The sequence below is a fragment of the Virgibacillus sp. M23 genome (assembly GCF_034190895.1).
Lineage (GTDB): Bacteria > Bacillota > Bacilli > Bacillales > Amphibacillaceae > Virgibacillus > Virgibacillus salarius.
This window is the reverse complement of sequence record NZ_JAWDHA010000009.1, coordinates 52,002-75,911: the sequence shown is the minus strand read 5'-3', so window position 1 is coordinate 75,911 and position 23,910 is coordinate 52,002. Positions and strand designations below refer to the sequence as shown.

Sequence of the window (23,910 nt, the reverse complement as noted above, 5' to 3'; positions counted from 1 at the left end):
TTTAATCTTCTTTTTTACTTTCTCTCAACTTCCTCAATTTTTCTCTTATCTCTACCTTGGATTTAGGCTTAACATAGTGTCTTTGAGTAGTCGAAATATCGCTGTGGTTTGCCATTTCTTGAGCAATAGTTAAATCGCCAGTCTCATCTACTATTTTGTTAATTGACGTTTTACGTAAACAGTGCGGATGCAGGTCTTCTAGTCCTAATATAGTGCCAATTTTTCTAACACGTTTATAAATGGACGTTTGTGACATCTTTTTATACTCGCCATTTCTTTTAACTATGAATACAGCATCACACTCTAAATTATCCATATCCTTACGCATTTCCATCCATTTTTCTAACAATATTTTTGTTGTTTCTTCAAAAGCCACTTCTACCCTTTTTCCACGCTTTTCTCTAATATCAACGAAAATCATTTCATCCAAATCCAATGATGATAATGTTAATTTAGAAATCGCTCCGTTTCTATTTGCAGATTCAATCATTATATGCCAAATGAGCAAATGTTGAATATCAAATTTTCTACCTTTTTCTTTCTCGTAATCTTCATGAAGAGTTTTGGTAATCTTGTCTATCTCGTCATTGGATAAGAAGTAGTGATTAATCAATCTTTCATCATTAGCACCTTTCATACGTTCTAGCTTTTTATCAAAAGGATGTACTGGTACTATCCCTCTTTGCACAGCCCAAATGTAATAAGTAGACACTGCTGATAACTTAGTATTAATTACTTTCTTATTATTTCCTAATGTATCCTGACAAAAAGACATAAACCCTTCCATAATATCGACTGCGTTCTCTAATATCTCTTCGTCATGAATGGAAATGTTTTCCCATTCTTCATTGAGATAAACTAAAAATTGATAGAAGTAATTTTTGTAAACCATATAGGTGGTTTCTTTTACATCTTTGTTTTTAATAATCTTTGATTTTAAATACTTTTCATATGCCTTTACGCTGTCTTGATTCACCTTGCTCTTTTTTTCTTTGGTAAAATAACGCTTATAAACCCTTTTCTTTTCTGCCAATACACTTACACCTCTATATTATGAAATTTGCGTGACAGACCAACCTTTGCTTCTGAGCGCGTCTGATAGTGCTCTAGCTAGTTGACCTCCACTTAATTCATAATGAGATGCTTCCATATAATGAGAGCCATCTCTATCCCATAAACTCCCACTAGTACCTTCCTCAACCCATAGCGGAATATACTCAGAAACATCCTGTATATATTGAATGTCTCCATGTTGGTTCCATTCTCCATCACCAGTTCGATAAGCATTTATTTTATCTGTATCCATAAATATCTCGAAAGTAATGTACTTAGTCCCTATATCTATATTTCCTATTGTTACACTATTGAGTAGCTCGTACGTCCTATCATAAGCAAATTCACCTTGAGGAATGTAAGAGTCGTATACTCTTTCTCTTAAATTTTCTTGAACTACTCTAATACAAACATCTGCAACCTGATTTCTAATTGAGTTAACTATAGAATCTCTTAAGTGATGTTGTAATGATGATACAGTTTTAAATCTTCGCGTCATCTTTATCAGCGCTATCTTCTTGAGATTTGTTTAATAAAGAATCGTATTCATCACTTAATTGAGATACTTTATCTACTAATTCTTTTGTTTTACCATCTCGTTTTGCTCTATCCATAATCATTGCTGGAATAGAGTTAATTAGCTCAGCCTGTGCCATTGTGCTTTCAGAGTTTAGCAACTCTGTTTTAATACGATGTGAATAGACCTTATTTGCTTCTGCAATTATTTGAGCTATAATTTGTTGAGTAATTAAGAGGTGAACAGTCGGGTTGTCTATAATAGAGTTCAATTCTTCATCAGGTAGGTCTCCCATGTCTATATTTGTAAGCAATGGAAACAATTCTTTTACTACTGTTAATCCATCAAAAGAGACAGAGGCTTCTTGAAATTCAAAACCCATATCTCTTTGTAAGTCAATTATTTTTGAGATATCGTCTACAGTGGGTTCGTAAATTTCAATATTGCCACTTGGGGTGTTTATAATTTCTCTGATATGTCGGTCTTCCCCTGTTAATCCTACGTTTTTGATATCAATTCCCAATTAATAACATCTCCTTATATTGCAATAATTTTGTTTTATAAGTATATAGTATCAAAAAGAGAGACTATCTGTCAATAATAACCTCTCTTTTTGCAATAATTTTTGTTAATAAAACCACTCTTTTATTAAGTAGCAGGACGGCACTCCTGCATCTCTGATAACTATTTAGAAATAGCGTGTAGATAACCTTTTCTACCTTACTTAATAATTATCCTTTTGGTTTTATCTGTCCGTCTTTAACTGTGGCAACTGTTTTGAATTTACCATCTTCACCAACAATGGCGATATCTCCACCCTTGCCCTTGAATACTGATAATCTGTCTACAATAAACTGTGGAATTGGTACTCCCATTTGTGCTAAATTCTCAAGCACAGAGGAGCCCTCAACGAAAATATAGAACCAGATTGCAATTGTCCTTAATAATGGAGCATCTTCTGGCATCAGTCTATCAAATTGAGTCGCAATTACTATTACGGCAAAATACCCAAACTTAGTGGCGAATCCCCTTCTCATACGTTTACTTGAAAAATCTTTACTGACCCATCCTTTGATTACACCTGTCATCATATCTAAAATTACACATATGATAAATACTTGGAAGGCTGTATCCCATCCTCCAAATATTGCTGTTAAACCTGTCATGCTGGCAGTGAATGCAACTGACACACTATCCAGATACTCTTTAATCTTCAATTATACATAACACCCTTTCAAATTAAGGTGTCATAATGATTATCTCTTAACTACCCACCTTACCAAACAACTTGGTTAACTTCTTCTATTGTCTTTGCATTATCAATGGCTTGCTGTATTTCTCCTCGTAACCTGTCAACTTTATCATCTTTTCTTTTATAAGCTATTCTGCTGACGTTCATAAAGTTGTCTGTATCTAGCTTTATTCTCTCTACAATACCATTCCGATATACAGTCCATTTCTGCTCTGGGTCTACTGCGCCTGCCAAGGTCAAAGCTAAAGTACCTGTGAAGTTCTTCTGAGCCTCGTCATCAAAAGAGAACGTATAGGTGACACCATTAACTGGAGCCTCAAAATAACCTAAAATGTCGTTTTCGCAGTCTTTCCTTAGCTTCTCAAACCTACTTTTCTTAGCTCTACTTAATTGATAATCAGAATCCTTTATTAACGCACCGTCTATATACTTATATATAAAAGGATTGTTGATAACATCATGATTGTCATTTACTTCTAATACCGTCATATCATTTGGTAGTTCATTTGTATCTTCTTCTGACGGAAGATGAACTTCAAGATGATTAATATAATTATCTTCATTGATAGAAAAAGCAATTTTAGTCATAAATTATTAAACCTCCTAAATCTCATAAATATAACGAAGAACTACATCTTTAGCTTTAGTACTTTCATGGTTGACACTAGAGCCTTTTATGGTTGAATTGGTTATATATATATACTTTGTAATTATACTATCTATATGATTTGGAACAGCATGATACATACCCAAGCCTTCATAGAAGCTATCCCCCATTCTTCTTGGTATAAATGTCGCCACCCAATGAAAATTATTTGCACCTACTCCTGCATCAAAGTCAGACCAAATTAACGCCCATCCTGTCCTACACTCTGATAATTTCTTTTTAGGCGTAATTGTGGTGCTTTCTACAGGATAACTAGCTCCATGCCAAAGTGTATCAGAGGAAGTCATGTCTATACCCTGTATAGATAGTGGCTTATACATATAAAACCTTGGTCTATCAGTATCGAAATGAAAGTATGAAGAATTCCTTGAGCCAAAGTCACCTACTCCACTTCTGGTTTCTATATTCAATGTCTCTCTATTAGGATTCTGACGTAGTGATATCATCTCCATGCCAATTTCTTGGGCAGAGAAAATATCTGCTGTAACCCAATCAGCCCTAACATCACCAGCATTCAAGACGGGGAATCCACTATCGGCAAGACTCCATAATGCATTATCATCCCTATATGTGACTGCATAGTTTCCAGTAACTAACTGAACACCATCTACTGATACGTAGCCATCATCAGTTGTACTCCTCACTATAATCCTCATATTTCTAACATCGGTTAGATCGCTTGCAGGAGGCGTTTTAAATTTAAAATAGCCTCTCTTAGCTGTACTGGATACATCTTGAAACTCTTCGCTGACACTATCAATAACATTTCCATTAAAACTTAAATACTGCACCTCTAAGACTAGGATTCCAGTAGTCATTCCTGTCCCCATTGGATGTTTATAATAGGCAGACAAAACAAAGTTTTCATCCTCCATAAATCTCATTGTTTGACTAAGGTATCCTGATTTGCTGACTTGCGCCATTTTCATTCCAAAAGTTGATAGTCTACTATTACTATTTGATAAAAAGCTAAAATCTACAAAGAGATATGGCAATCCATGTTTTTTCCAAAAATCTTTACTTTCATTAGCTATAGTATATACTCCATAATATTCCGAAGAAGCTGTAGCTAGTCTACACAACTCAAATGAATGGTCTTGCAATAAATTTGTTTTATCAATTATACTAAACTTTTCCCCATTGTATTTATCTTTTAAAAAGAAACTACCATCTTCAACTGTCACCCCAGAGGTATCAATTTCTGTAACAGCATTATTGATATTTCCTTGTAAAGAGTTAGCCTTTTCTTCTACATCTGTTATTCTTTCTTGCGTAGCTCCATCAAAAGAAGAAAATGTCACAGCTCCATTAAGATTAATCTTACTTGCTTCTATAGTGATAGTAGTAGCTGTTTGATTAATTAAAGATGCTATCTTATCTCCTGTGTAGTCTTCTGAACTTACCTTTAGAGATATTTCATCTCCTAAGTTGGCAATTGATGAATCATGAGAGGAAATTTTAGTACCCTGTTCATTCACAGTAGATTCAAGATTGCTTACATTTTGTAATATCCCATCTGTTGTAACTTTAATTTCTGCCTTGGCATCTGAGACGGCTTTGCTCACATTCCCATCAGACTCCGTTTTAGTATAAACATCAGAGGAGTCGGCTTTTAGTGTGATAGATTCAGAGTTTTGACTTATCTCTGTTTCTGCAGTGCTCACTCTTTCTACTAAAGCATTCAAATCCCCATTATTAGCTTTTCCATCTAACATATTATCTGACTCTGTTTTTGTATAAACATCCTGAGAACTAGCCTTAAGCTTTATTTGCTCTGCATTCTGTGTGATAGCAGTATTAGCATCAGATATTTTTAAATTAACTTCACCTAATTGACCATCTACCTCTACTTTTGTATAAGTAGTAGCTTTATCGGCTTTCAAACTTATTTCTTCTGCTGTTTGATTTATAGATGTCTCTGCACTATCTAACCTATCAGATAAGGAAGTAAGGTCTCCTTTTATATCTTCAAAAGCTGGAGTCCATTCAGTTACTTTATTTCCGTTCTCAACCTTGAAATAACCACTTGCAAAATTATTCGAACTATACCTTATCCATTCAACATTATCGGGGATAGTCTGTATAAACGTGTCCTTGGTTGATTCTGTTAGTACCCCAATAAAATTCTTATTTATATCATATAAAGCAATCCTATGAGTATTCGACCTTCCATTCGTAGATATTGCAATACTTTCATTTGGATTCACTTTTATGAAATCACTAGTAAAATCTGTATTATTCTCCACGAATTCTCCAGAATCATTTATATATCCATTGGTTATCAAACTTTCAACCAACAAGTTCTTAAAGCCAATACTTAAGTCATCAAATTCATCTTTAGTCACTCTTAACTCTATCTGCTCTGCCTGTGCTGTTATTGATGCCTCAGCATCGCTCAACCTGCCAGTTACGTTGTCTAATTCTGTTTTGCTTGCTTTTAAATTAATAGCCTGTTCATTAGCATTTATAGATGACTCTGCAGATTGTACTCTTCCTTCAAGACCATCAAACTCATCTTTGCTGACCCTTAAATCTATTTCGTTGGCGTTCTGAGTAATTGCCGATTCAGCAGATTTTACCCTATCATTTAATAAATTATATTCTGTTTTCTCTACCTTTTGAGTAATTGATTCAGCATTTTGTATTATATTTGACTCGGCATTTGTTAGTCTTTGAGAATACGCATTAAAGTCTTCTTGTTCAACCTTGCTTGAAATTTCATCGCTCATAATACTAAGCTGAGACTCAGTATCAGATACTCGATTTCCTAGATTTGTAACTTCTGTATTAGATGCTTTAAAACTTATTTCTTCTGCATTTTGCTCTATTAGAGTCTCTGCATGTATGAGTCTGGTTTCATTTTTGTCCCCTACCCCTATTACAGATGTTAACTTGTCTACTACGCTAGAGATTTTTACGCCTAAATCTAATAATGGCGATGATTCTGTAATGCCATGCAAAATTTCAATAGTATTCCATCCAGCTCTTAATGATAACGAAATAGAGGTTTCAGATTGACCGTTTGAACCATACTCATATATTTTTGCCCCATTTAAATAAACTGCGAGACTGCTCTCATACTCAACAATCATATTCATCGTATTTGCTACATCAAGTTTTACATTTGTAAAATAATGGGTTATTGTACTTGGATTATTATAGGCTAGTAGGAATTGAGAGTCATCTACCTCCTTAATCTGTGTTGCTGTTTTTCCATTGATTAATGGAAAAGAAGGTGGTGTGACAGACAAATCTGTCCCATCTATTTGATACTGTGAGGCGACCCACTTATTAACTCCTACAGCATCATCAAATTCAGTTCTGCCAATTTTAGAAGATATCTCCCCTTCTAAGCTATTGATATTTGTTTCAACAGTATCAACTCTTCCTTTTACAGCGTCTAAAGTCAAGTTGTCAACCTTATCCTGTAAGTCATCGACAATACCATTATATTCTGTTTGATATTTATTTAAATCAACTTTATCCTGTAGGTCAGAAACTATTGCATCATACTCGTTCTGATAAACTGTAGAATCGATCTTCTTAGTTAATTCCCCATCGACATAAGTTAAATCAGCTTTATTTGCAACGTCATTAATAACTTCCTGCTGTTTCGCTTCTAACTGTCTTTGAATTTCCTCTATATCAATAATATCAACCTGAACTTTATCAAGGCTACTATCCTGTTCTCCTAGCTGGATACCGTGGGATTCGGCTAATTCTTCTAAATCTTTAATTCTTTGCAAAGTCTCTGCGTCAACTTCACCTGTACCACCTGTAGAATACAATTCGTTTATAGCAGATACAAGGTCTTCTTTGGCAATCGTCTTTAACTTATTTAAATCCCCTACATCTTTTACCGTTGCATACTTCCATTCTCCATTTTCATAATATCTAACTACCTCAGCCATCTATAATTGAGTTCACCTCGTTATTATTGCAATATTTTTGTATTACAAGTATACCATGTATATATAATTTTTACAATATTTTATAGTTAATAAAACATATATTTTAATAATTTTATTTTAAAAACAAAAAAAAGAGGGGTAGAACAATTTAATCTGTCCTACCCCTGATAATTATTACGCTCCAGAGCCCTCTAACGTAGATACTCTCGTCTGTAAATCAGCTACCGTTGTTTCTAAATCGCTAATTGTAGATTGTAGTTGACTAATAACTGAGTCTATATCAGTCTTCAACCCATCAGCATATTGATTCGCAGTAGTCACTGCATTATCAGACTTCTCTTGAGCACCTTGTACTGTTTCATATAAGTTACCATCTGTTAATTCACTAACTTTTGTTGGGATAGACGGCTTATTTGTTAATGAGTCGTAATTGCCATCAAAATCAGATTTACCATCCCATATGGCTTTTTCTGCATCTGTAACTTCAAGCGAATCAATTAAATTTTCAAAGTCTAAACCTGTTGGTTTTGAGCCAGTTGAAAATGCTAGTTTAAGTCCTTCTTTATCGACTATTGGCATAAAAACACTTCCCTTTCATTATCATAAAAAAAGTGAGAGGATATAAATTCCTCTCACTTACTATTTAAGAAACTATAAAGTCTTGTCCAATTATAGCCTCTCCAACGGGTTTTACCCCACTGCCCGTGTCAGGTTCAGGCAGTTCATCCTCTCAGTCAGTAATAACTTTGTACTCAGCAATTGCCTTATCCTTGTTAGGGAATAAGTCGAATGTTACAGCTAAGTTAGTTGGTTCGCTTGCGCTCATAGTAATAGTATAGTTACCTTGTGGGCGAGCGTTAGGATACTCAATTTGAACGAATTCATCTCGTCCAGTCTCTTTTTCACGAATCAAAGCATCAGCTACTACTCTATATGCTTTAGGAAATTTATCTGCAGATATTGTAATAGTACGCACGTCAGATTGAGCAACAAGATAATATACAGCATATGGAGTTCCATCAATTTCATCTGCATTAAACGTCAGTTCACTACCAGAAATCCCGACTTGCCCAGCGCCAACTTCCGTTACCTCTGTTCCGTCAACAACAACATTATCCAAAGGTTCTCCAATATGCTCTGTTTCATCTTCTCCAACTGGAACTACTGCAATAGAGCCTTCTACCGCAGAGCCATCTAAAGTTACTTTCTTAGTGTTGTCTACGTGAACTACTTGACGTTTGCTAATATTCTTTTCTCCCTTAACCACATCAGAGCCAGCCATAATCGCTAACCATTTAAGGTCGAAAATCTCAGTTTCAACAGCTAGAGTACCTTGTTTATCAGCATCCCATGCAATAGAACGAGTTCCTTTTGCATTAGCGTATACTCGTTCAGAAGTCCACTCATTAGTGGACACGTTAGCATAATCTGAGTAAAGTTCAGGCGCGCCTGTTGCTTTATCAAATAAAGTTAGATTTGCACAATCTTTAATACCGTATAACATCTTTACATGCACCTCTTATAATTAATTTTTGCAATACTTTTTGTTTATTGATACTGTTATATGAAAAGGATAATACCTTTTATTTGCCAATTTTTAATGTTTCAGTCCAGTGTTTTATATCTTCTTTGACTTCGTATTTTTCACTAAGTTTATACCCTAAAGCAATATTAAAACTATCAATCCCGAGAATGCTTTTGTAGGCATTTCTTAATTCATAATATGTCATCTCATCTATTTGATTTTTCGATATATAATTTTTCCCACCAAATGAAACGTAGTTAATAATATCCTGAGTGTATATAGCATTCTTTTCAGATTGTCTTTTTCTTCCCTTTTGAAGTTTTTTCCATATATCTCTTTGTTTCTTCGTCATGTTTTTAGGAGGTTTATCAACTTCGATGTCTGAACTTCTTGTTATAGCCTGCACGATTCTTTTCATTTTAGAAAACTCATTTTTATTTAAAGAGTACTCCCCATTTATACCAAACACCTTTTGCCTTTGTAGTATTTGAATATCGTTTGTATCCAAGAAAAAGGACAAGCTCTCTTTTATTACATCTAGAGCATTATGACCATCAAATATATGATTTAAGACAGAGTTACCCTTCTCATCATTTATGAAGAAAAGGTCATAAAGGTCAAACTGATTAATCAACTTTTCTTCATTTTCTAAGCCATTAAATATAAATTCAGTTGTAATGACGAATGGTCTAAGGTATCTATTATAATTATCTTCTCCTAAATCTACAATCTCGGATATTAATGGCTGTTTGACTTTTATATCGTACTCTTTATTTAAAGTCAATGGTCTCCCCATCAATAATTTCAGTGTGTCAATTTTCATTTGCTACTTCAAATCCGTTATGGTAAATGAAACAGTATAGCCACCAAATTTGTTGTTGTGCATCCATAATTCATTAACATACCTAAGTTTCAACTCACCCATACCAAGCCCTGTACAACTATCAAATAAACGGTCTATTTCAGCTAGCATAACATCTTGACGAACGCCGTTGTCTGTTTGCATCAAGTCTGTATGTGTAAATAAGTAGAAATAAATTTCTCCACTTTGGTAATCATCGAATACTTTAAATCCTTCTTCATGTCTTCTAAAACCATTGACCCCAAGAGTTATATAAGTACTCTGGTTTTCAATTGGGCTTGGAACGAATCTATATGGAAACAATCTTTGATACAGTAAATTATTACGATCTTCCATTGATAAAGAGTCCTTAAACAAAGCATCTCTGTCTTCATAATACATATACTTAGTCAGCACATCTGATTCAAGTACTCTTTTTAGAACATCCATTTTGTATTTAGGTATCTTCTGTATAGTAGACTTTCCTCGTTTCTTTACTTGCTTAGTCATATCGCACTCCCTCTCTAATAAGGACTAATAATCCTAACAGACTTAGAACCAATGGCTCCATCTGATGTCTTACCAATTATAGAAATAACAGAACCTACTTTTTGAAAATTAGACTCTATTCTTACTGTTATATCCTTAACTGTCTGACCTATTACAGAAGCCACTCCCTCCGAGTCTCCTACTACCCACTCAGTAATATCTTCTGGGGTCTCAATACCATTATCATAGACTACAGCACTGAATGTATTTGTACTGCCAATTTTTGCAGTTTCGGAACCTCTGATAACAATTTCTTTATTGCTACCATCGATCTCGTCATCGAAATCATCTTCTAATGCAGTATAATAATCAGCTATTTCAAGCTCTATGTTGTCACGACTAGGATTTATCATATCCTGTTCTAGTAGATAATTAATTAATCCACTACGAGAAACATAGTCTTTAAACATTATCTGATAAACGGCTCCACCAATGAAAATCCGTTGACCAATTTTAATATTTCTAGTCTCCTCATTATCTTGCAAATACATCATCATTTTTGCATCTACAATCCATCCATGGTGTCCACTTGTAGAAACCCCTAATGTATATAAGGTTTGGTTTTGAATATACGCATGATGACCAACCCCATGATTACAGACTTTATCTCCAATCATCCATTTGATACGATGGTTTGACTCCTTGACCTTAGTCTGTTTATGGGTTGGGATTGTCTTATGTTCCTCTGTAAACACTAGCCAATTTGAGTCTCTCCAATTGACTACTGAGCCAACTTTAACATTACTCTTATTCTCAGTAATCATATACTTATCGTCAGATAGCTCTTTATTATTACTTTGACTGTGGTCTTGAAAAACTGCATACTGCTCTATATTATCTATAGCAACTAATTCTCTTGCTAGAGACTGATTAAACCATCTTTCAAAACTTCGCGTGGCATTATACATTTTCCTATCGTATGAATTAGCGCCTTTGGCTTTCATTCTAGACCTAAAAATCGAAGAATAAGACAAGACTTACCACCCCTCTAAAGAAAAGTCTTTATAAGTGTAGGAAATTTCGTACCTGCGTATCTCATCATCAATATCTGACTTAAGATTAGATAACTCTTTGATGTAATTAGTTCCCTGAACAGCCTTGTAGTCTCTATCACCGATTTCTTTTGACATTAAGTCTGCATTATTTAGCTTAGGGGAAATCCATGCTTTCTTCATACATAAGGCTAAGATATACTGCTCTTGAGAAGTAAGGTCTTCGTGAAACTCTCCTACTCCATTGCTTTCGGTAATTAACTCTAGATTTTTTCTACACTGTGGAAAGTCTAAGCTCCGAGCCTTATCTAAATAACCAAACAAGATTTCACTTAGCTCTTCATCACTTACCAACCCAAGTTCATAATCATCAATTAATCCTAAAAATTTTTTGTATATTGAATGAAAAGATGTCGCCAATTGCAACACCTCCTAAATTTCAAGGTCAATTAAAGTATCTTTTGCATCATCAAAAGTATCTTCGCCTACGTATTTTTCTATAACTTCCATTTTCGTATAATCTGTGAATTTTCGAAGTTTGAATAGCTTAATTGCAGTATCGATTACTTTCCCTCGCAACTTACTATCCATTGAATTCATTAATTGTTCAAATTTACGAGGATTGGACTTTTCAATAAATTGAATAATATCATCTCTATTTACTTGACCCTTCTTCCATTTAGGGCTTAAGGAGAAGTAATTGTCATACTTTCGGTTTAATCCTAAATAAGTTAATACGTCTTCAAGTTCATACTGTCCATCTAGCACCTCTGTGATTAGAATATCAAATCCTTCTAGAATTTTACGGTCAGAGTTTAACATTGTTCTTAAATCTCCAACAGTAATATATTCTTCATCGCCATGGTTCTCCATATCAAGAACCATATTCATTCTCGGATTCTTGTAGATAAATCTACCAAAAGTATTGTTGATAATCACAACTTCTGTATTTCTATCAACATTTACACGTTTTCTACGCTTTGGCTTATCGAATCGGTTTTTATTTTGATTAGTGTTATAACTTTGTACTCTGTCCATATCCACACTCTCCCATAAATGCAATATTTTTGTTTAGTAGTGAAGATTTTTTTCTCCACTACTAATAGTATATCAGGTCAACCATAATATTGCAATACTTTTGTTTAATTATCCAGTTATTTTATAAATTCCATATACAGCAGACTGAATAACTCCAACACCAAAAGATTTTTGCAATTGGTATTCCATTTGCTGGTCATTGCGATCTCCTGCCTCTGCAGTTTCAAGCATCAATGCTTCGCCCTCAACAACAACTTTTACAAGTTTTTCATCTTGAGGTACTACAATTAGCATATTGTCGTCAACTAAGAATTCATCGGTTCCAATCTTATGAGCCTGTGGCAATAGGTAAAGGTCTGTACCTGCAACAGTAGTTAGATAACCCACTTTGTTTAGGTCGTCTTTCATTGAATCAGAAAGATTTAGCCCTTTAGTTACTGTACGGAGAGCCTTTCTAGTCCCCATGATAACAGCTTTTTTACCACTTTTAGCTTCAACATGCTGAACCATATCAAACAATGCATCATCATCAAACGTACCAGTTACTCCGTAAGTTTGATTTAGAGAACTGTAAGATTTAGCAATGGCTTCATAAATTTTAGTTCCCATGAAGTTAGCGAATGATTGCGCTACGCGGTCTATCATTGAAGACCAATCAATGCGACCTGCGATAAACATGTCTAATTCTTCATAGATTTTCACTCCGTACTTATCGGTATCAACCGTAAAGCGCTTGTTAAGTAGTTTTTGTCTACGAAGGTCATTGTTACCACCAGCAATACGAGCAACTCTAAATAGAGATTGGTCGGATACTTTGAATGATATTTTATCTCCAGTTGCCACGTTTTTTACTTCTGCCAAGTTATCAAATTGATTTGTAATTACAATTCCTAAAGTTACGTCTAGTGCTTCCTCTAAGATTGAGAATACACGATATTTATTTTCACGAAAGTTCTTATAATTGAACTCTCCTCCAACTGCATCCGTAATCGCGTTACGAATAGCATCTTCACCACTTACTTCGTTGAAATTTACATTTACACCATTATACACGTCTAAAGAAAGACGTTGTAAATCAGTCATTTTAGCCTTCATAATAGCTTATTCACCTTCCAATGTCTTCATTTTTTCATAATTGCAATACATTCACTTATTATTCTTTTAGAGATACCTTAGTCTATCTAATGGATAATAAAGTTATTGCCTATTTCCATATCCCCAATAGACAAACTTGGGCTTGTATTGCTACTCTTTACTTCCCCAAACGAATAACTGCTAGTTTACCTGCAATCATGTCAGTTTCAACCGCAATAATCTTACCGTGGAGTCCAGTCGTAGGCTCTGAGGTTACAGCGAAACCATCTGCATGTGGAACAACAATTGCATTCTCAGCCAATTCTCCAACAGCAATTAAATCTTCGGAAACTGAGACGATATCACCTTGTTCTAATACATATCCACGACCTTCTTTTCCAGCCTTTAATACGAAGTCAAGTTCATTAGTGCGATCTTCGTAAGTTAATGGAACGGAAGCGTGAAATACTAACTCCTCAGCTTGGTCGCCACTTGGAGTTGCTGAGCGAGCCTCTCCATCAGCCTGTAATTGCCCTAATGCCACAAACTGACCGTTTACTAGGTCTTGATTAGCCACAATTGTTTCAATGTGAGCTGTTGATTTTATTTTATCTAGACGAACGTATCCCATCTATTAATACACCCTTTCAAATATTAAATTACTTATGGAAGTAAGTTGCTAAATCTCCATAAGGATTTGATTCATTTATATTAGTTGCACTTACTCTACTTGATTCTTCTTCATTCTTAGCAGAAAAATGATTCTTATTAAGCAATAAAAGACCAAGTTCTTTTTTCAAATCATTCATAGAGAAATTATTGATATTCTCTTTAAGGTTCTTGTATTCATCTTCTGATAAGTGACTTGAGTACTGAGCAAGTTCAGATTCCTTTTCAGAAACTTCAAACTTAGATTTAAACTCTCTTAATTCCTTAACTTCTTCTTCTAAAGCCGAGAAATTATTTCGAGCCATTTCAATTGCTGACTTTTCTGATTGATTAACCCACATTGGAAATATCTCTTCATACTCTCCAATGCTTACATTTTCTTCATGCTTAACATAATTTACTTTGTAGAATTTGTTCCCATCTTCATCTTCAACTATCGCATAACTATCAAAAACCTGAGCGATATAGTACCACTTATCCTTAAATTCCTCATGCTCATCTAAAGCCATGTAAAGACTCCAGCGAATGTCATCATGAGATAACTCAAAAGTACGAGTGAATTTTTCTGGATTATCATCTTGACCTTCATTTACTTGTGGTTGAGGTTCGTCTGTAATATGATTATCCTCATCCTCACTTGTAAAGTTTGGCTTTTGCAAGGATTCTTGCTTAGTTTCTTCGTTTTCTGGAGCTTGATTGTCATTGTTTTCTAATACGTTTTCATTATCAGGCACATCATTATCTCCTTTCTCTGCTGTAGAAAAGTGTCTATTAAACTCTTTTAACATCTCGCTAAATTCCTTCTTAATAGTACTTGAAACAGAAAATCTTTCTATAGTACTTGATATCATTGCAGGGGTAACGCCTTCGCCTAATATGCATAATGCTTCAAATTTTGCTTTTGTAAAGACAAAAAGCCCTTCATCGTTGGTGTATCCCTCAACACTTGTCGGTTCTAATTCCATGGAATGTGATTTAAAACCACCATCTCGGTCAAATATCTTTTCAACGTCATCAAATTTATTCCAAAGTAAACCTTCTACTGTCAGGTACTCACGTTCAACCCCATCTTCACCATATCTGTACTCGAATTTAGCGTTATTATTCTCAGGAATCATGCCATAAGCATGTCCGAAGTATTTAAGTTTAATTTCATTGTCTTCTACTACTAATCTCTCTTCATGGGCGTTAAAATCTATATCCAAATTTTCTTGCTTAGAAATTAGACCTGTAATTGGAATATTAACAAGTGTTGGAATCATAGACTCTAACAATTCTTTAGTAAAATAACAGTTATTTCTATTCTCACCAGTATGAGCAACCCAAATCTTAACACGCATAAATCTATTGTCCAAAAGGTTTTCTAGCTGTTCGAATTGCACTGGAAAGTTGAAACTATTACCATTAATTTTCTTATTTTTCATCTAGTACACCTCCCCTCGATTATTCAGAATCTTTAATCCTTACCGTTGTATCGGTAGGGTCATCGGAAGGTGGTCTCCCTTGCTCTTCTGATTTTTCGCTATCAGCCCCCATGGTATGTGAAGTCTGTTTAGCGACCATGAAGTCGTCTATTGTAAGTATTGTTTGTTCGAATACCAGTACATTTGCAACTTCTAACGGGGTCATTCCTGTATAAGCAAGATATTCTAATCTAGAACCACCAAATGAAAGTTGGTCTTTGGCGGTTTTAATCGCTTCATCTCTATCGAAGTGCGACACATACATGAATTTAATTTTCCACGTACTCTTCTTCTTTGTGGCTTTTTTTAGTTCATAATTATAATAGTTAGTAAACATAGGTAATAGGAAGCTAAATAACCATTGAGAGTCTACTTGTATAGAACGTTCCAGCGCTTGAGAACTTGAGTTATCATCCGCGAATAACTGAGCTGAAACGCCAGTACCTTTAAAGAATTGGTCGGTTGCTTTATCTAACAAAGCAAATTTACCATTTTTTCCAGTTCCATCAAGAGTCATTCCCTTTGTATCAAATGGGTTCGTTATGGCAACTGCTCCTTTAGGTAACGCTTTCTTAACTGCATTGTGATACTCTCGAACAACTGGGAGCTCCATGGTTGGTCTACCTTTGTCGTCTGTTTCTATCTTTGAATGAACTATCTTTGTATTGTCTAATTCTGAATCGCTTTCCATATTTTGTTTAGCATTTTCTATCTTTATAGCATCAATTAATGAACTTGCTAGTGAAGGAAGCGATAATCCCCCTTGAGATAGCACATCCACATCCATAGTAAAGGCTACACCTTTTTCAGTTACTTGATGCCATTTTCCGTCTTTAAGCTTTTCCTTATTTCCATTCTTGAAAGAACTGTATGCACTCTGAACTTCTTTAGGAAAATCTGATACATTTTTTTCACTTATTTTAGAGATATCTATTTGATATCTATAAACTCCATTTTCTATATAAGAAATTCTACAGTAGCTTATAGGAAATTCTTGATAAGCTACACCTTTACTATCATCGAGTTTATAAAGATAAACCGAACCATTTGTAAGTATCTTCTCTGCAAAAATCGGCAGGTGAAACTTAGGATTTAGTCTATCTATAAATACAGCAGTTTGAGCATAAGCCATTTTCATTTCCGACATATCCCCAGTAACCTCATGAGGATTATCAAATACTGGATATATCATATGGTCGTAGGTAAGTATACTACTTAGATAGTTGATTACTCTTTTGTACATCCCATTAGACACTTTTATCCTAGATGAAAGACTAGCTATTTGAGGAGCATTTTTTGAAGGGTCATTTAGCATGTTTTTCAATCTTTCCTCTGTAATGCCCTTAGAGCTAGGCTTAGAACTAGAGCTACCAACTCCTGCAGATGCGGACGCAAAACTTTTGTATTCTTGTGCTATTGCATTGTAATTGCCAGAACTTTTCTTCTTACTTGGTCTTTTCTTATTTGACAATTCCCTGTTTCACCTCCTTTAGAATAAGCAATAACCCAACATTTCTTCTCCACTTGCCGTTGTCTTTAACATGTCTTGCTCTAGTAAAGTAGCAACATAATTTGCATAACCGATTGAAGAGTATCTATCCTTTGTTGTAGTTCCTACCTCTTCAATCTTAATGTAAGCTCCACCTTGAATTTTATAGACTAAGTTAACGAGCTCATTTTGAAGAGCTGTAGCCTGAACAAATGGTTTCATAAGGTATACTTGCTCATCCGAATCTTTCTTTAAATAGCCGTAATTTTCAATTAAATCATCTTTTGCTTCAATGTCGTTTATTAACAACCTTATTTTTTTCTTTTCAAAAGAACTTCTAAGACCCGTTGCGACTTTATGGTTTAACTCTGATGTACCTTTAATCGAGTAAATTAATGGAATTGCATTCTTGTCCATTTTTCTATCATCCATCATCTCATCATTAATAACAGTCCATGCTGGGTATTCCTCATCTCGATCTTTGTCATAAAGAATCTTTGTAACATTATCAAAGACAGCCACACCGTTACCATTTGTATCCATCGCTACATAATCTGACTCAAAGTCATAAAAAAGTTGTTTTAGTCGTATAGCTTGTGTTTCAGAGTGACCACCCTGTAAACTTTCTTGATATACGACATCTCTTCTGTATTCTTCACCAAATGGCAATAGTCTCATTAATGTAAATGCAGTTGTATCATTCTTTACAGCCTTATTCGATCCCATTAGAGCTATATCCATTGATACTATTCTTATTTCTCCTGCCTGTTTCGGCATATTGGATAATCTCTTAGGCTTACTTCGATGCTTATTTTCCACAAACTCTCTATTAGTAGGTGGATAGAAAGCCTTTGGCAAGGTTCTGCATTTCTGTATATCGTCTAATTTAAAATAAGCGTTTTCGTTTTCTCCTACGAATAACGCCTCATACTCCATGTCCCAACTCATTTGGTCAAAGTCATCTTCTGTTTTTTGCTGTTCAACCCTTTTTCTAGACAACAGGTTATGGTAGACAGATAGTTGCCAAGGGAGGACTGCCACAAAATAATCTTTGCCATCCATCATTTTGTTTAAATAGGATTTAAAATTAGTCCATATCCAATGGTTTTTGTACCAAGCACTGGATATATAGATTTCCTTGTTCTCTTCTGCAAGATGGCTATACTTGGGATTTTGTAAATATGGAGGAGTCCTATTCACGTTTAGAAATGGTCGAAGTACTTTGTCTAATGTCTCTTTCGATACCAGTCGGAACTCATCAACTATTAGTATATTCGCACGTAATCCGCGCGCGTTATCATTACTGGTGGATGCTTGTATCTTAGAACCGTTCTTAAATAGGACATAGCATTCATTAGCACCAGTCTTAAATTCTTTTATCTCTCTTTCTACATTAGGATTATTCTTTAGAGACATTATTTTTTCAGTTATAATTAGCCTTGCTTGACCTTTTGTCCCCGAAGCAATTACTATATTGCTGGATGGGTACAGAATTGCACGTATTACACAATAAACGGCTATCAGGAAGGATTTCCCTTGCCCCCTAGCCGCGATGTACATAAAGAAGGAGAACCTATTCATAGCCCATAACAAGAATACTTGATAAAGGAATAAATTAAGTCCTAGATAGTCCTTTGCAAATTTCTGTGGATTAGCTCTATAGAAGGCTGTCCATTTTTTAAACCCTTCTCTCAGCTTATCTTTTGGTGGAATTTTTGGTTTCTTGTTAGCCACTATTTTTCACCATCGAGCTTTTTGATATCTTCGTCTTTAATTCGACCAAACACTCTTTTTATTTGGCTCACGAAGAATCTGTCAAGGTATTTTTTGATGAACTTTGGCTCATATTCTCCATGTTCATCCATACAAGGCTCTGTCTCTTCTATTTTTTTAACCCATTCACTCCAAGAGTTTATACTGCCTTCTTCTTTGGCAGATTTAACTTGCACAGGCTTGATATTTGCGTCCTGCATTTGTGAAGACAAGGTTTTCATCATCTTGTCATAAGTACCATAATCGTCATTATCATAGGCTTTATTCGCCATTAGCTGTGTTCTAGCCATATTTTTAAAGTACTTCTCTTGAATAGTGGTTTCTGCCTCATTACCACCTAGAGTATCGAATTCTTCTTCTAAAAATATATAATCATCTTTTTCAAGGTTTCTTCCCCATCGTTTAAGCATTTCATCAGTGACTTCGAAATTTTCATAATCCATGCCACTTATTTCAGCCTTATTTGTTTTTCCTGTTATATTATCGCTGTCCTTAAACCGCAAATCCTTGTTTTGTCTCAGCGAATTCATGTTTTTAAAGTAAGTACCAATAGTCTCATTTTGTGACTCATTAGCATTCTTCCATTCTTCCTTTAAGTAAGGGATATCCATCGTTCTCAGAAACCCATATAATGTATCCATGTCATCTAGGTCTATATTGTTTCTTACACACTTTTTACAAAATCCAAATGTTTCATGAATTAGTGGGTTTCTGTGATTATAAAAACTAGATAATGCATACGATTTTCCGCATCTTAAACACATCTTTTTTTCAGATGTTTTTCTAGCCATATATCATCCACCACCCATAAAATATGACATGTAATTATTCTCATGCCTTGTTAAGTATAAAAGGAGGTTCTCACGGAACCTCCTAACCAAATGTTTTAAAACACCGAAAAGTGTAAATACCATCTTAGCACTGGAATGCTGAAATAATTTATCGAATATTTCTTAAAGAATGCGTTATTTTTTCCTGCATTTCAGTGTATCTTTGCAAGTCAGATATATCCTTAATATCTAGTCGTTCTTTTCTATTTAACTGGTCTATTCTGGTTTGAATGGACATAAAATTTTGATTTAATAGTCTTTCTAAATCTATATCTAATACATAGTTCATTGTTTATCCCACTTTCTCTCTCTCAAATATGCATTCCTACAGTACGTTCGGCTGTGTGGAGTCAAAATAACTCCACAAACAACAAAAGGAGTGCGAGAACAACGAGTTGTAACTAAATCAATAACACTAACACGAAGGAGGCAAGGTGCGCATCCACACACCCGAACGTACTGTAGAAGCTATATGGTATAAACCCAAAATCATAAGGGTTAGAATCTCTTAAGCCTATCTTGGGAATCGAACCCAATAATTACAGCACAAATCACTGTTGCTAACCGTTAGCACGACAGACATGTAAAAGCGCCTTTAAAAAGGCGCATATATAAAAGTTTTTTACTCTTTAATGAAGTTTTCAATTTTATTTTTGAAATTGACAGTTTTTTCTTTTCTAACATTACTGTCAGAAATAGTTGCTTCCAATTTATCGATTTCTTGTTGAGTACTTGCACGCAACTTATCAATTTGTTGTTGAGCGTCTTCAACGATCTTGTCGAACTTCTCTTCTGCTATTTGAGCTTCTTGAATAGCTGACGCAAAAGTTGCTTGAGCATTGTCAATCCATTTTTGAGCTTTGTTAATTTGTTTAGAATGACTTTTTGCAAGTTTACTAAAGATAGCCATTAAAAAAGTTTTTAACATAAAATCTTCCCCACTCTCTCTCAATTAAATAGTTATTAATGGCGGTTTATATGGGAATTGAACCCATCTCTTCACAGTGACAGTGTGATATCCTATCCGATAGACGAATAAACCAAAATTGGCTGACTCGGTAGGACTCGAACCTACAACTACTTGATTAACAGTCAAGTGTTCTACCAATTGAACTACGAGCCAATAAGGAGGAGCAGACATATATCCAAATGCCTGCAATGATTCATGGAAAATATAAATATCCGAACTCTCTAATGAATGTTCGAATCATTCATTAGTTTTAACCAAATTGCTTCACGAACAATGTATAATTTAGGAGGGGTTGCTGTAGGGCTTGAACCTACGAAGACCGTGCGCTTTAGCCTCCAACCAGTAGCAACCATAAATATAATAAAGGGAGGTGCTTCACCTCCCTTTTAGTTGTGAGGATTTTTATTGAACCCCCTATACATATGATGGGTATGTGAAAACTGAAAAAACAGAGCGTGCCCTGTCTGTGCAAACCACATACCCATGTTGTAAAATACAACGTTCTTTTCCTTTTTGTTAGGCTCAATTTGAGCAAGGTATATTTTGTACTTTAATTAATATTTTTTAATTGAATTAGATAATTTAGCTGTTCCTTTACGATGTGCTGGAACTTGAACAGATTCACCAGTTTGTGGGTTACGTGCTTCATGAGCTGGTACTTCTTTAACAGAGAATTCTACGAATCCTTTAAGAGATACACCTTCTCCACTTTCTAAACCTTCTACTACAACTTGCTTAAATGCACCAAGATATTGTTTAGCTTCCTTCTTAGTGCCACCAGTGATTTCTGCAATGCGATTTACTACGTCTTGAGTTTTCATAATATTTGAACTCTCCCTTTCTCTCTCATATTAATAAAATGTTTGTTTTAATAATTTGCATTAGTCAAAGGCAGGAATTGAACCTGCTGTCTCACGCATGAGAACTGATGCTCCGATTAGGCACTTTGACATTTGGCGCAAGTTTTTATTAGTTATGTTGCGATCTTTGGGATTCGCACCCTCTAAGGTAAAAACATGCAAAAATCCTTGCCCACTCTAGAAGATTCTTGGCGACCACATAAAAAGTCCAAGGTTAAACTTAGACTTTAGAATATAGGGGGGGGTAGGAAAAATACAAGGAGCAATCATTATGACTGTAAGAAATTGCAATACTTTTGTTTTATCCTTACAATAATATAAACGATTTCACATCAGAAACGTACACTTTTTTTATTGCATTTATTTAAAAGTGTTAGCAAAAGTATTTAAATGCTATATATTCCAGTAGCCTTCCTGATTTCTTCCAACTGTCGTTCATATTCACTCACAAACTTAACAGCTATCCTATTTAATACATTATTCATATTGCTCCTTGAAATATTCAACTCTTTCATAGTCTCTTTCCTATCCGAACCTTTCTTAAATCTCTCTATAATATCAAGCTCTCTCTTCTTTAAATCCATTGAATTCAACACATCTGTGACAGTGCTTAGAATCATTCCAGCATCAGTATTAAGATTAGCATAAGAGATTAACTCCAAAAGGCTTTTTACATGTTTTTTATCCAGTAAATCTACTGCATCTAATTTATTCTGAGCTCCATCGCCTCTCATAATACTTTTAAATGTAATAGGTCTCCTTACAATCTCTTTAATTGAAATCTGATTTTCCTTTAGATTTTTAACATACGACTTAATATAGTTGTCTGTATTCTTTGCAATATATTCTGCCCTTAGTTTATCTTTTTCTTCTAATTTTAAATCCTGCAGACATTGAGATTTTTTTCTAACCTCATTTTTCCCTTGTTTACTACATAGGTAGTCAATAGCGTTCTGCAATGACCTAATCTCTTCTATATCCTTTAAATCCTTTTTATGAATTGTAATTCCTTTGACGATTTTCTGGTTCTTATCTTTCTTATTATTTACAAACATATCTATTACTTCAACATCAGAACCTTCCTTGCTCGACACAACTTTATTTTCAGATTCTTTATAATCTCTATATTCTTTTTCATTAACCCAAAATCTATACTTTACCTTCCTATTACTTTCTACGTCATTTGCTTTCATTATATACGTTCCCAAATTGTCGAGTAGTCTGCATACTGCATCTTCCTCAGCTAAGTATCCATTTTGGTTTGGTGAAACATTATAATAACTGTTAAAATAGATTGCAAAAAAATCATTTAACGATTCTTCATAGTATAGATTTTCCTCAACAAACTCAAGTCTTTCTTGTAATGTCTTTAGTTTGTTATCGTACTTGTTAAAGTCACTTAATTTGTGCTTCGCTAATGTCCCATTGAAGCTTCTCATCTATTGTTTCACCACTTTTCTTATCTTTTTCGTTTTTCTACTATTATTTAATACATCTATATTTACCTCACCAGTACATTCGTACTCTTCATAGGCTTTATCTAGCCCTCCATTAAGATAGAGTTCATTTATTTCATCTACTGATAATCCGTTTAGTTCATCTTCAAATCTCGTATAACTCCCCATACCTTTCATTGATTCTTGTCTCCCTTTATTTAGTAATTAATATAGAATATTATAGCAACTAACATATTTAATTGCAATACTTTTGTTTAATCGGAAGGGACAATATTCTTCCCTTTTATTTTATATCTTTAAGTTCTTTTTTTATAAATAACTTATACCTTAATTCTTTTTCCTCTCGCAAATCATTAAGTTCAGATTCTAGAGTATCAAGCTTCTCTAAAATTTCCTTAAGGTCTGTGTCGTTATTATCCTTATTAGATGTATTAGATTTCATTTTCGTTATTTCATTTCTAATATCATTGATTTTCGATTTTAATTTTTCTTCCTTGTTATTAAGTTCACCACCGTCTTCTTCCAGCCATTTATCCATTTTTTCTATTGCTATTACAGATTCTAGGATTGTATTAATAATGCTAGATGGAACATGAATAATCTCATTAGACCTAAGAGATTTAACTATGTCAAACACTTCTTGTCCACCAAGCTCTAGAGCCTCATGAAATATATTATTATCGACATCTCTTGATGAGAATACCATATTATATATCTCTCTTGTCGGTGTATCAAGATATTCTTTGAGAATATCAGCCATTTTTTTAGATGGACTATTCCTTCCAGAGACACAATTCGAATAATAATTATAGTTAAATCCATAGATGGTACATAGCTCCATCTTCGTCAAACGTTCGAATACTCTTTTCACTTCTGCTTTTCTTAGTATATCTCTTGTATCAGACATTAAACTCTTCCTCCGTTTACAACTAACATTGATAAAATTAGTATAACACTATCACAGATGTTGGGCAAGGAGG

Annotated in this window: 25 protein-coding genes and 2 tRNA genes; all 27 read right to left on the bottom strand. The window is 34.5% G+C overall.

Annotation, left to right across the window (positions count from 1 at the left end; all coding sequences use genetic code 11):
- Position 1: 1 nt before the first annotated feature.
- Positions 2-1,033: a tyrosine recombinase XerC gene (gene xerC / locus RVS70_RS05705; protein WP_321132701.1), complete on the bottom strand. Its 1,032-nt coding sequence runs from the start codon at positions 1,031-1,033 to the stop codon at positions 2-4.
- Between the two features lie 18 nt (positions 1,034-1,051).
- On the bottom strand, positions 1,052-1,306 hold the full coding sequence (locus RVS70_RS05700; RefSeq protein ID WP_321132700.1) for a hypothetical protein: 255 nt from the start codon (positions 1,304-1,306) through the stop codon (positions 1,052-1,054).
- Between the two features lie 229 nt (positions 1,307-1,535).
- The gene (locus tag RVS70_RS05695) at positions 1,536-2,093 is read right to left on the bottom strand and encodes a hypothetical protein (protein ID WP_321132699.1); all 558 of its coding nucleotides are present in this window, start codon (positions 2,091-2,093) and stop codon (positions 1,536-1,538) included.
- 208 nt (positions 2,094-2,301) lie between these two features.
- Positions 2,302-2,787: a phage holin family protein gene (locus RVS70_RS05690; protein WP_321132698.1), complete on the bottom strand. Its 486-nt coding sequence runs from the start codon at positions 2,785-2,787 to the stop codon at positions 2,302-2,304.
- Between the two features lie 59 nt (positions 2,788-2,846).
- A complete protein-coding gene (locus RVS70_RS05685) occupies positions 2,847-3,410 on the bottom strand; it encodes a hypothetical protein (protein WP_321132697.1) in 564 nt (187 codons plus the stop codon).
- Positions 3,411-3,425: 15 nt separating this feature from the next.
- Positions 3,426-7,400, bottom strand: coding sequence for a hypothetical protein (locus RVS70_RS05680; protein WP_321132696.1), 3,975 nt, complete (start codon positions 7,398-7,400; stop codon positions 3,426-3,428).
- Positions 7,401-7,574: 174 nt separating this feature from the next.
- The gene (locus tag RVS70_RS05675) at positions 7,575-7,979 is read right to left on the bottom strand and encodes a hypothetical protein (RefSeq protein WP_321132695.1); all 405 of its coding nucleotides are present in this window, start codon (positions 7,977-7,979) and stop codon (positions 7,575-7,577) included.
- Between the two features lie 151 nt (positions 7,980-8,130).
- Entirely contained in the window at positions 8,131-8,817 is a 687-nt protein-coding gene (locus RVS70_RS05670) for a hypothetical protein (protein WP_321132694.1), read from the bottom strand.
- 166 nt (positions 8,818-8,983) lie between these two features.
- Positions 8,984-9,748 (bottom strand): AMP-binding protein, encoded by a 765-nt coding sequence (locus RVS70_RS05665; protein WP_321132693.1) that lies wholly within the window; start codon positions 9,746-9,748, stop codon positions 8,984-8,986.
- Between the two features lie 3 nt (positions 9,749-9,751).
- Positions 9,752-10,276, bottom strand: coding sequence for a hypothetical protein (locus RVS70_RS05660; RefSeq protein ID WP_321132692.1), 525 nt, complete (start codon positions 10,274-10,276; stop codon positions 9,752-9,754).
- Positions 10,277-10,290: 14 nt separating this feature from the next.
- Complete coding sequence (locus RVS70_RS05655) at positions 10,291-11,289, bottom strand: hypothetical protein (RefSeq protein ID WP_321132691.1); 999 nt, start codon at positions 11,287-11,289, stop codon at positions 10,291-10,293.
- A 3-nt stretch (positions 11,290-11,292) separates the two neighbouring features.
- Positions 11,293-11,736, bottom strand: a complete 444-nt coding sequence (locus RVS70_RS05650) for a hypothetical protein (RefSeq protein WP_321132690.1) — start codon at positions 11,734-11,736, stop codon at positions 11,293-11,295.
- A 3-nt stretch (positions 11,737-11,739) separates the two neighbouring features.
- Positions 11,740-12,345, bottom strand: coding sequence for a hypothetical protein (locus RVS70_RS05645; RefSeq protein ID WP_321132689.1), 606 nt, complete (start codon positions 12,343-12,345; stop codon positions 11,740-11,742).
- A gap of 108 nt (positions 12,346-12,453) precedes the next feature.
- A complete protein-coding gene (locus RVS70_RS05640) occupies positions 12,454-13,440 on the bottom strand; it encodes a hypothetical protein (RefSeq protein ID WP_321132688.1) in 987 nt (328 codons plus the stop codon).
- Positions 13,441-13,597: 157 nt separating this feature from the next.
- Positions 13,598-14,050, bottom strand: a complete 453-nt coding sequence (locus RVS70_RS05635) for a hypothetical protein (RefSeq protein ID WP_321132687.1) — start codon at positions 14,048-14,050, stop codon at positions 13,598-13,600.
- Between the two features lie 28 nt (positions 14,051-14,078).
- Positions 14,079-15,512 (bottom strand): hypothetical protein, encoded by a 1,434-nt coding sequence (locus RVS70_RS05630; RefSeq protein WP_321132686.1) that lies wholly within the window; start codon positions 15,510-15,512, stop codon positions 14,079-14,081.
- A 19-nt stretch (positions 15,513-15,531) separates the two neighbouring features.
- Positions 15,532-17,022 carry a hypothetical protein gene (locus RVS70_RS05625; protein WP_321132685.1) on the bottom strand — a complete coding sequence of 497 codons (1,491 nt, stop codon included), beginning with the start codon at positions 17,020-17,022 and terminating at the stop codon, positions 15,532-15,534.
- An 18-nt stretch (positions 17,023-17,040) separates the two neighbouring features.
- The gene (locus tag RVS70_RS05620; RefSeq protein ID WP_321132684.1) at positions 17,041-18,774 is read right to left on the bottom strand and encodes a terminase large subunit domain-containing protein; all 1,734 of its coding nucleotides are present in this window, start codon (positions 18,772-18,774) and stop codon (positions 17,041-17,043) included.
- Positions 18,774-19,604: a hypothetical protein gene (locus RVS70_RS05615; protein ID WP_321132683.1), complete on the bottom strand. Its 831-nt coding sequence runs from the start codon at positions 19,602-19,604 to the stop codon at positions 18,774-18,776. The genes RVS70_RS05620 and RVS70_RS05615 overlap by 1 nt, the downstream gene beginning before the upstream one ends.
- A 148-nt stretch (positions 19,605-19,752) precedes the next feature.
- The gene (locus tag RVS70_RS05610) at positions 19,753-19,932 is read right to left on the bottom strand and encodes a hypothetical protein (RefSeq protein WP_321132682.1); all 180 of its coding nucleotides are present in this window, start codon (positions 19,930-19,932) and stop codon (positions 19,753-19,755) included.
- A 333-nt stretch (positions 19,933-20,265) separates the two neighbouring features.
- Positions 20,266-20,571 carry a hypothetical protein gene (locus tag RVS70_RS05605; RefSeq protein WP_321132681.1) on the bottom strand — a complete coding sequence of 102 codons (306 nt, stop codon included), beginning with the start codon at positions 20,569-20,571 and terminating at the stop codon, positions 20,266-20,268.
- Between the two features lie 39 nt (positions 20,572-20,610).
- Positions 20,611-20,685: transfer RNA gene (locus tag RVS70_RS05600), tRNA-Asp, on the bottom strand.
- A 5-nt stretch (positions 20,686-20,690) separates the two neighbouring features.
- Positions 20,691-20,766, bottom strand: a tRNA-Asn gene (locus tag RVS70_RS05595).
- A 401-nt stretch (positions 20,767-21,167) separates the two neighbouring features.
- Positions 21,168-21,434 (bottom strand): HU family DNA-binding protein, encoded by a 267-nt coding sequence (locus RVS70_RS05590; protein ID WP_321132680.1) that lies wholly within the window; start codon positions 21,432-21,434, stop codon positions 21,168-21,170.
- Positions 21,435-21,859: 425 nt separating this feature from the next.
- Positions 21,860-22,912 carry a hypothetical protein gene (locus tag RVS70_RS05585; protein WP_321132679.1) on the bottom strand — a complete coding sequence of 351 codons (1,053 nt, stop codon included), beginning with the start codon at positions 22,910-22,912 and terminating at the stop codon, positions 21,860-21,862.
- Entirely contained in the window at positions 22,913-23,107 is a 195-nt protein-coding gene (locus tag RVS70_RS05580; RefSeq protein WP_321132678.1) for a hypothetical protein, read from the bottom strand.
- Positions 23,108-23,213: 106 nt separating this feature from the next.
- On the bottom strand, positions 23,214-23,837 hold the full coding sequence (locus RVS70_RS05575; protein WP_321132677.1) for a hypothetical protein: 624 nt from the start codon (positions 23,835-23,837) through the stop codon (positions 23,214-23,216).
- Between the last annotated feature and the right edge of the window lie 73 nt (positions 23,838-23,910).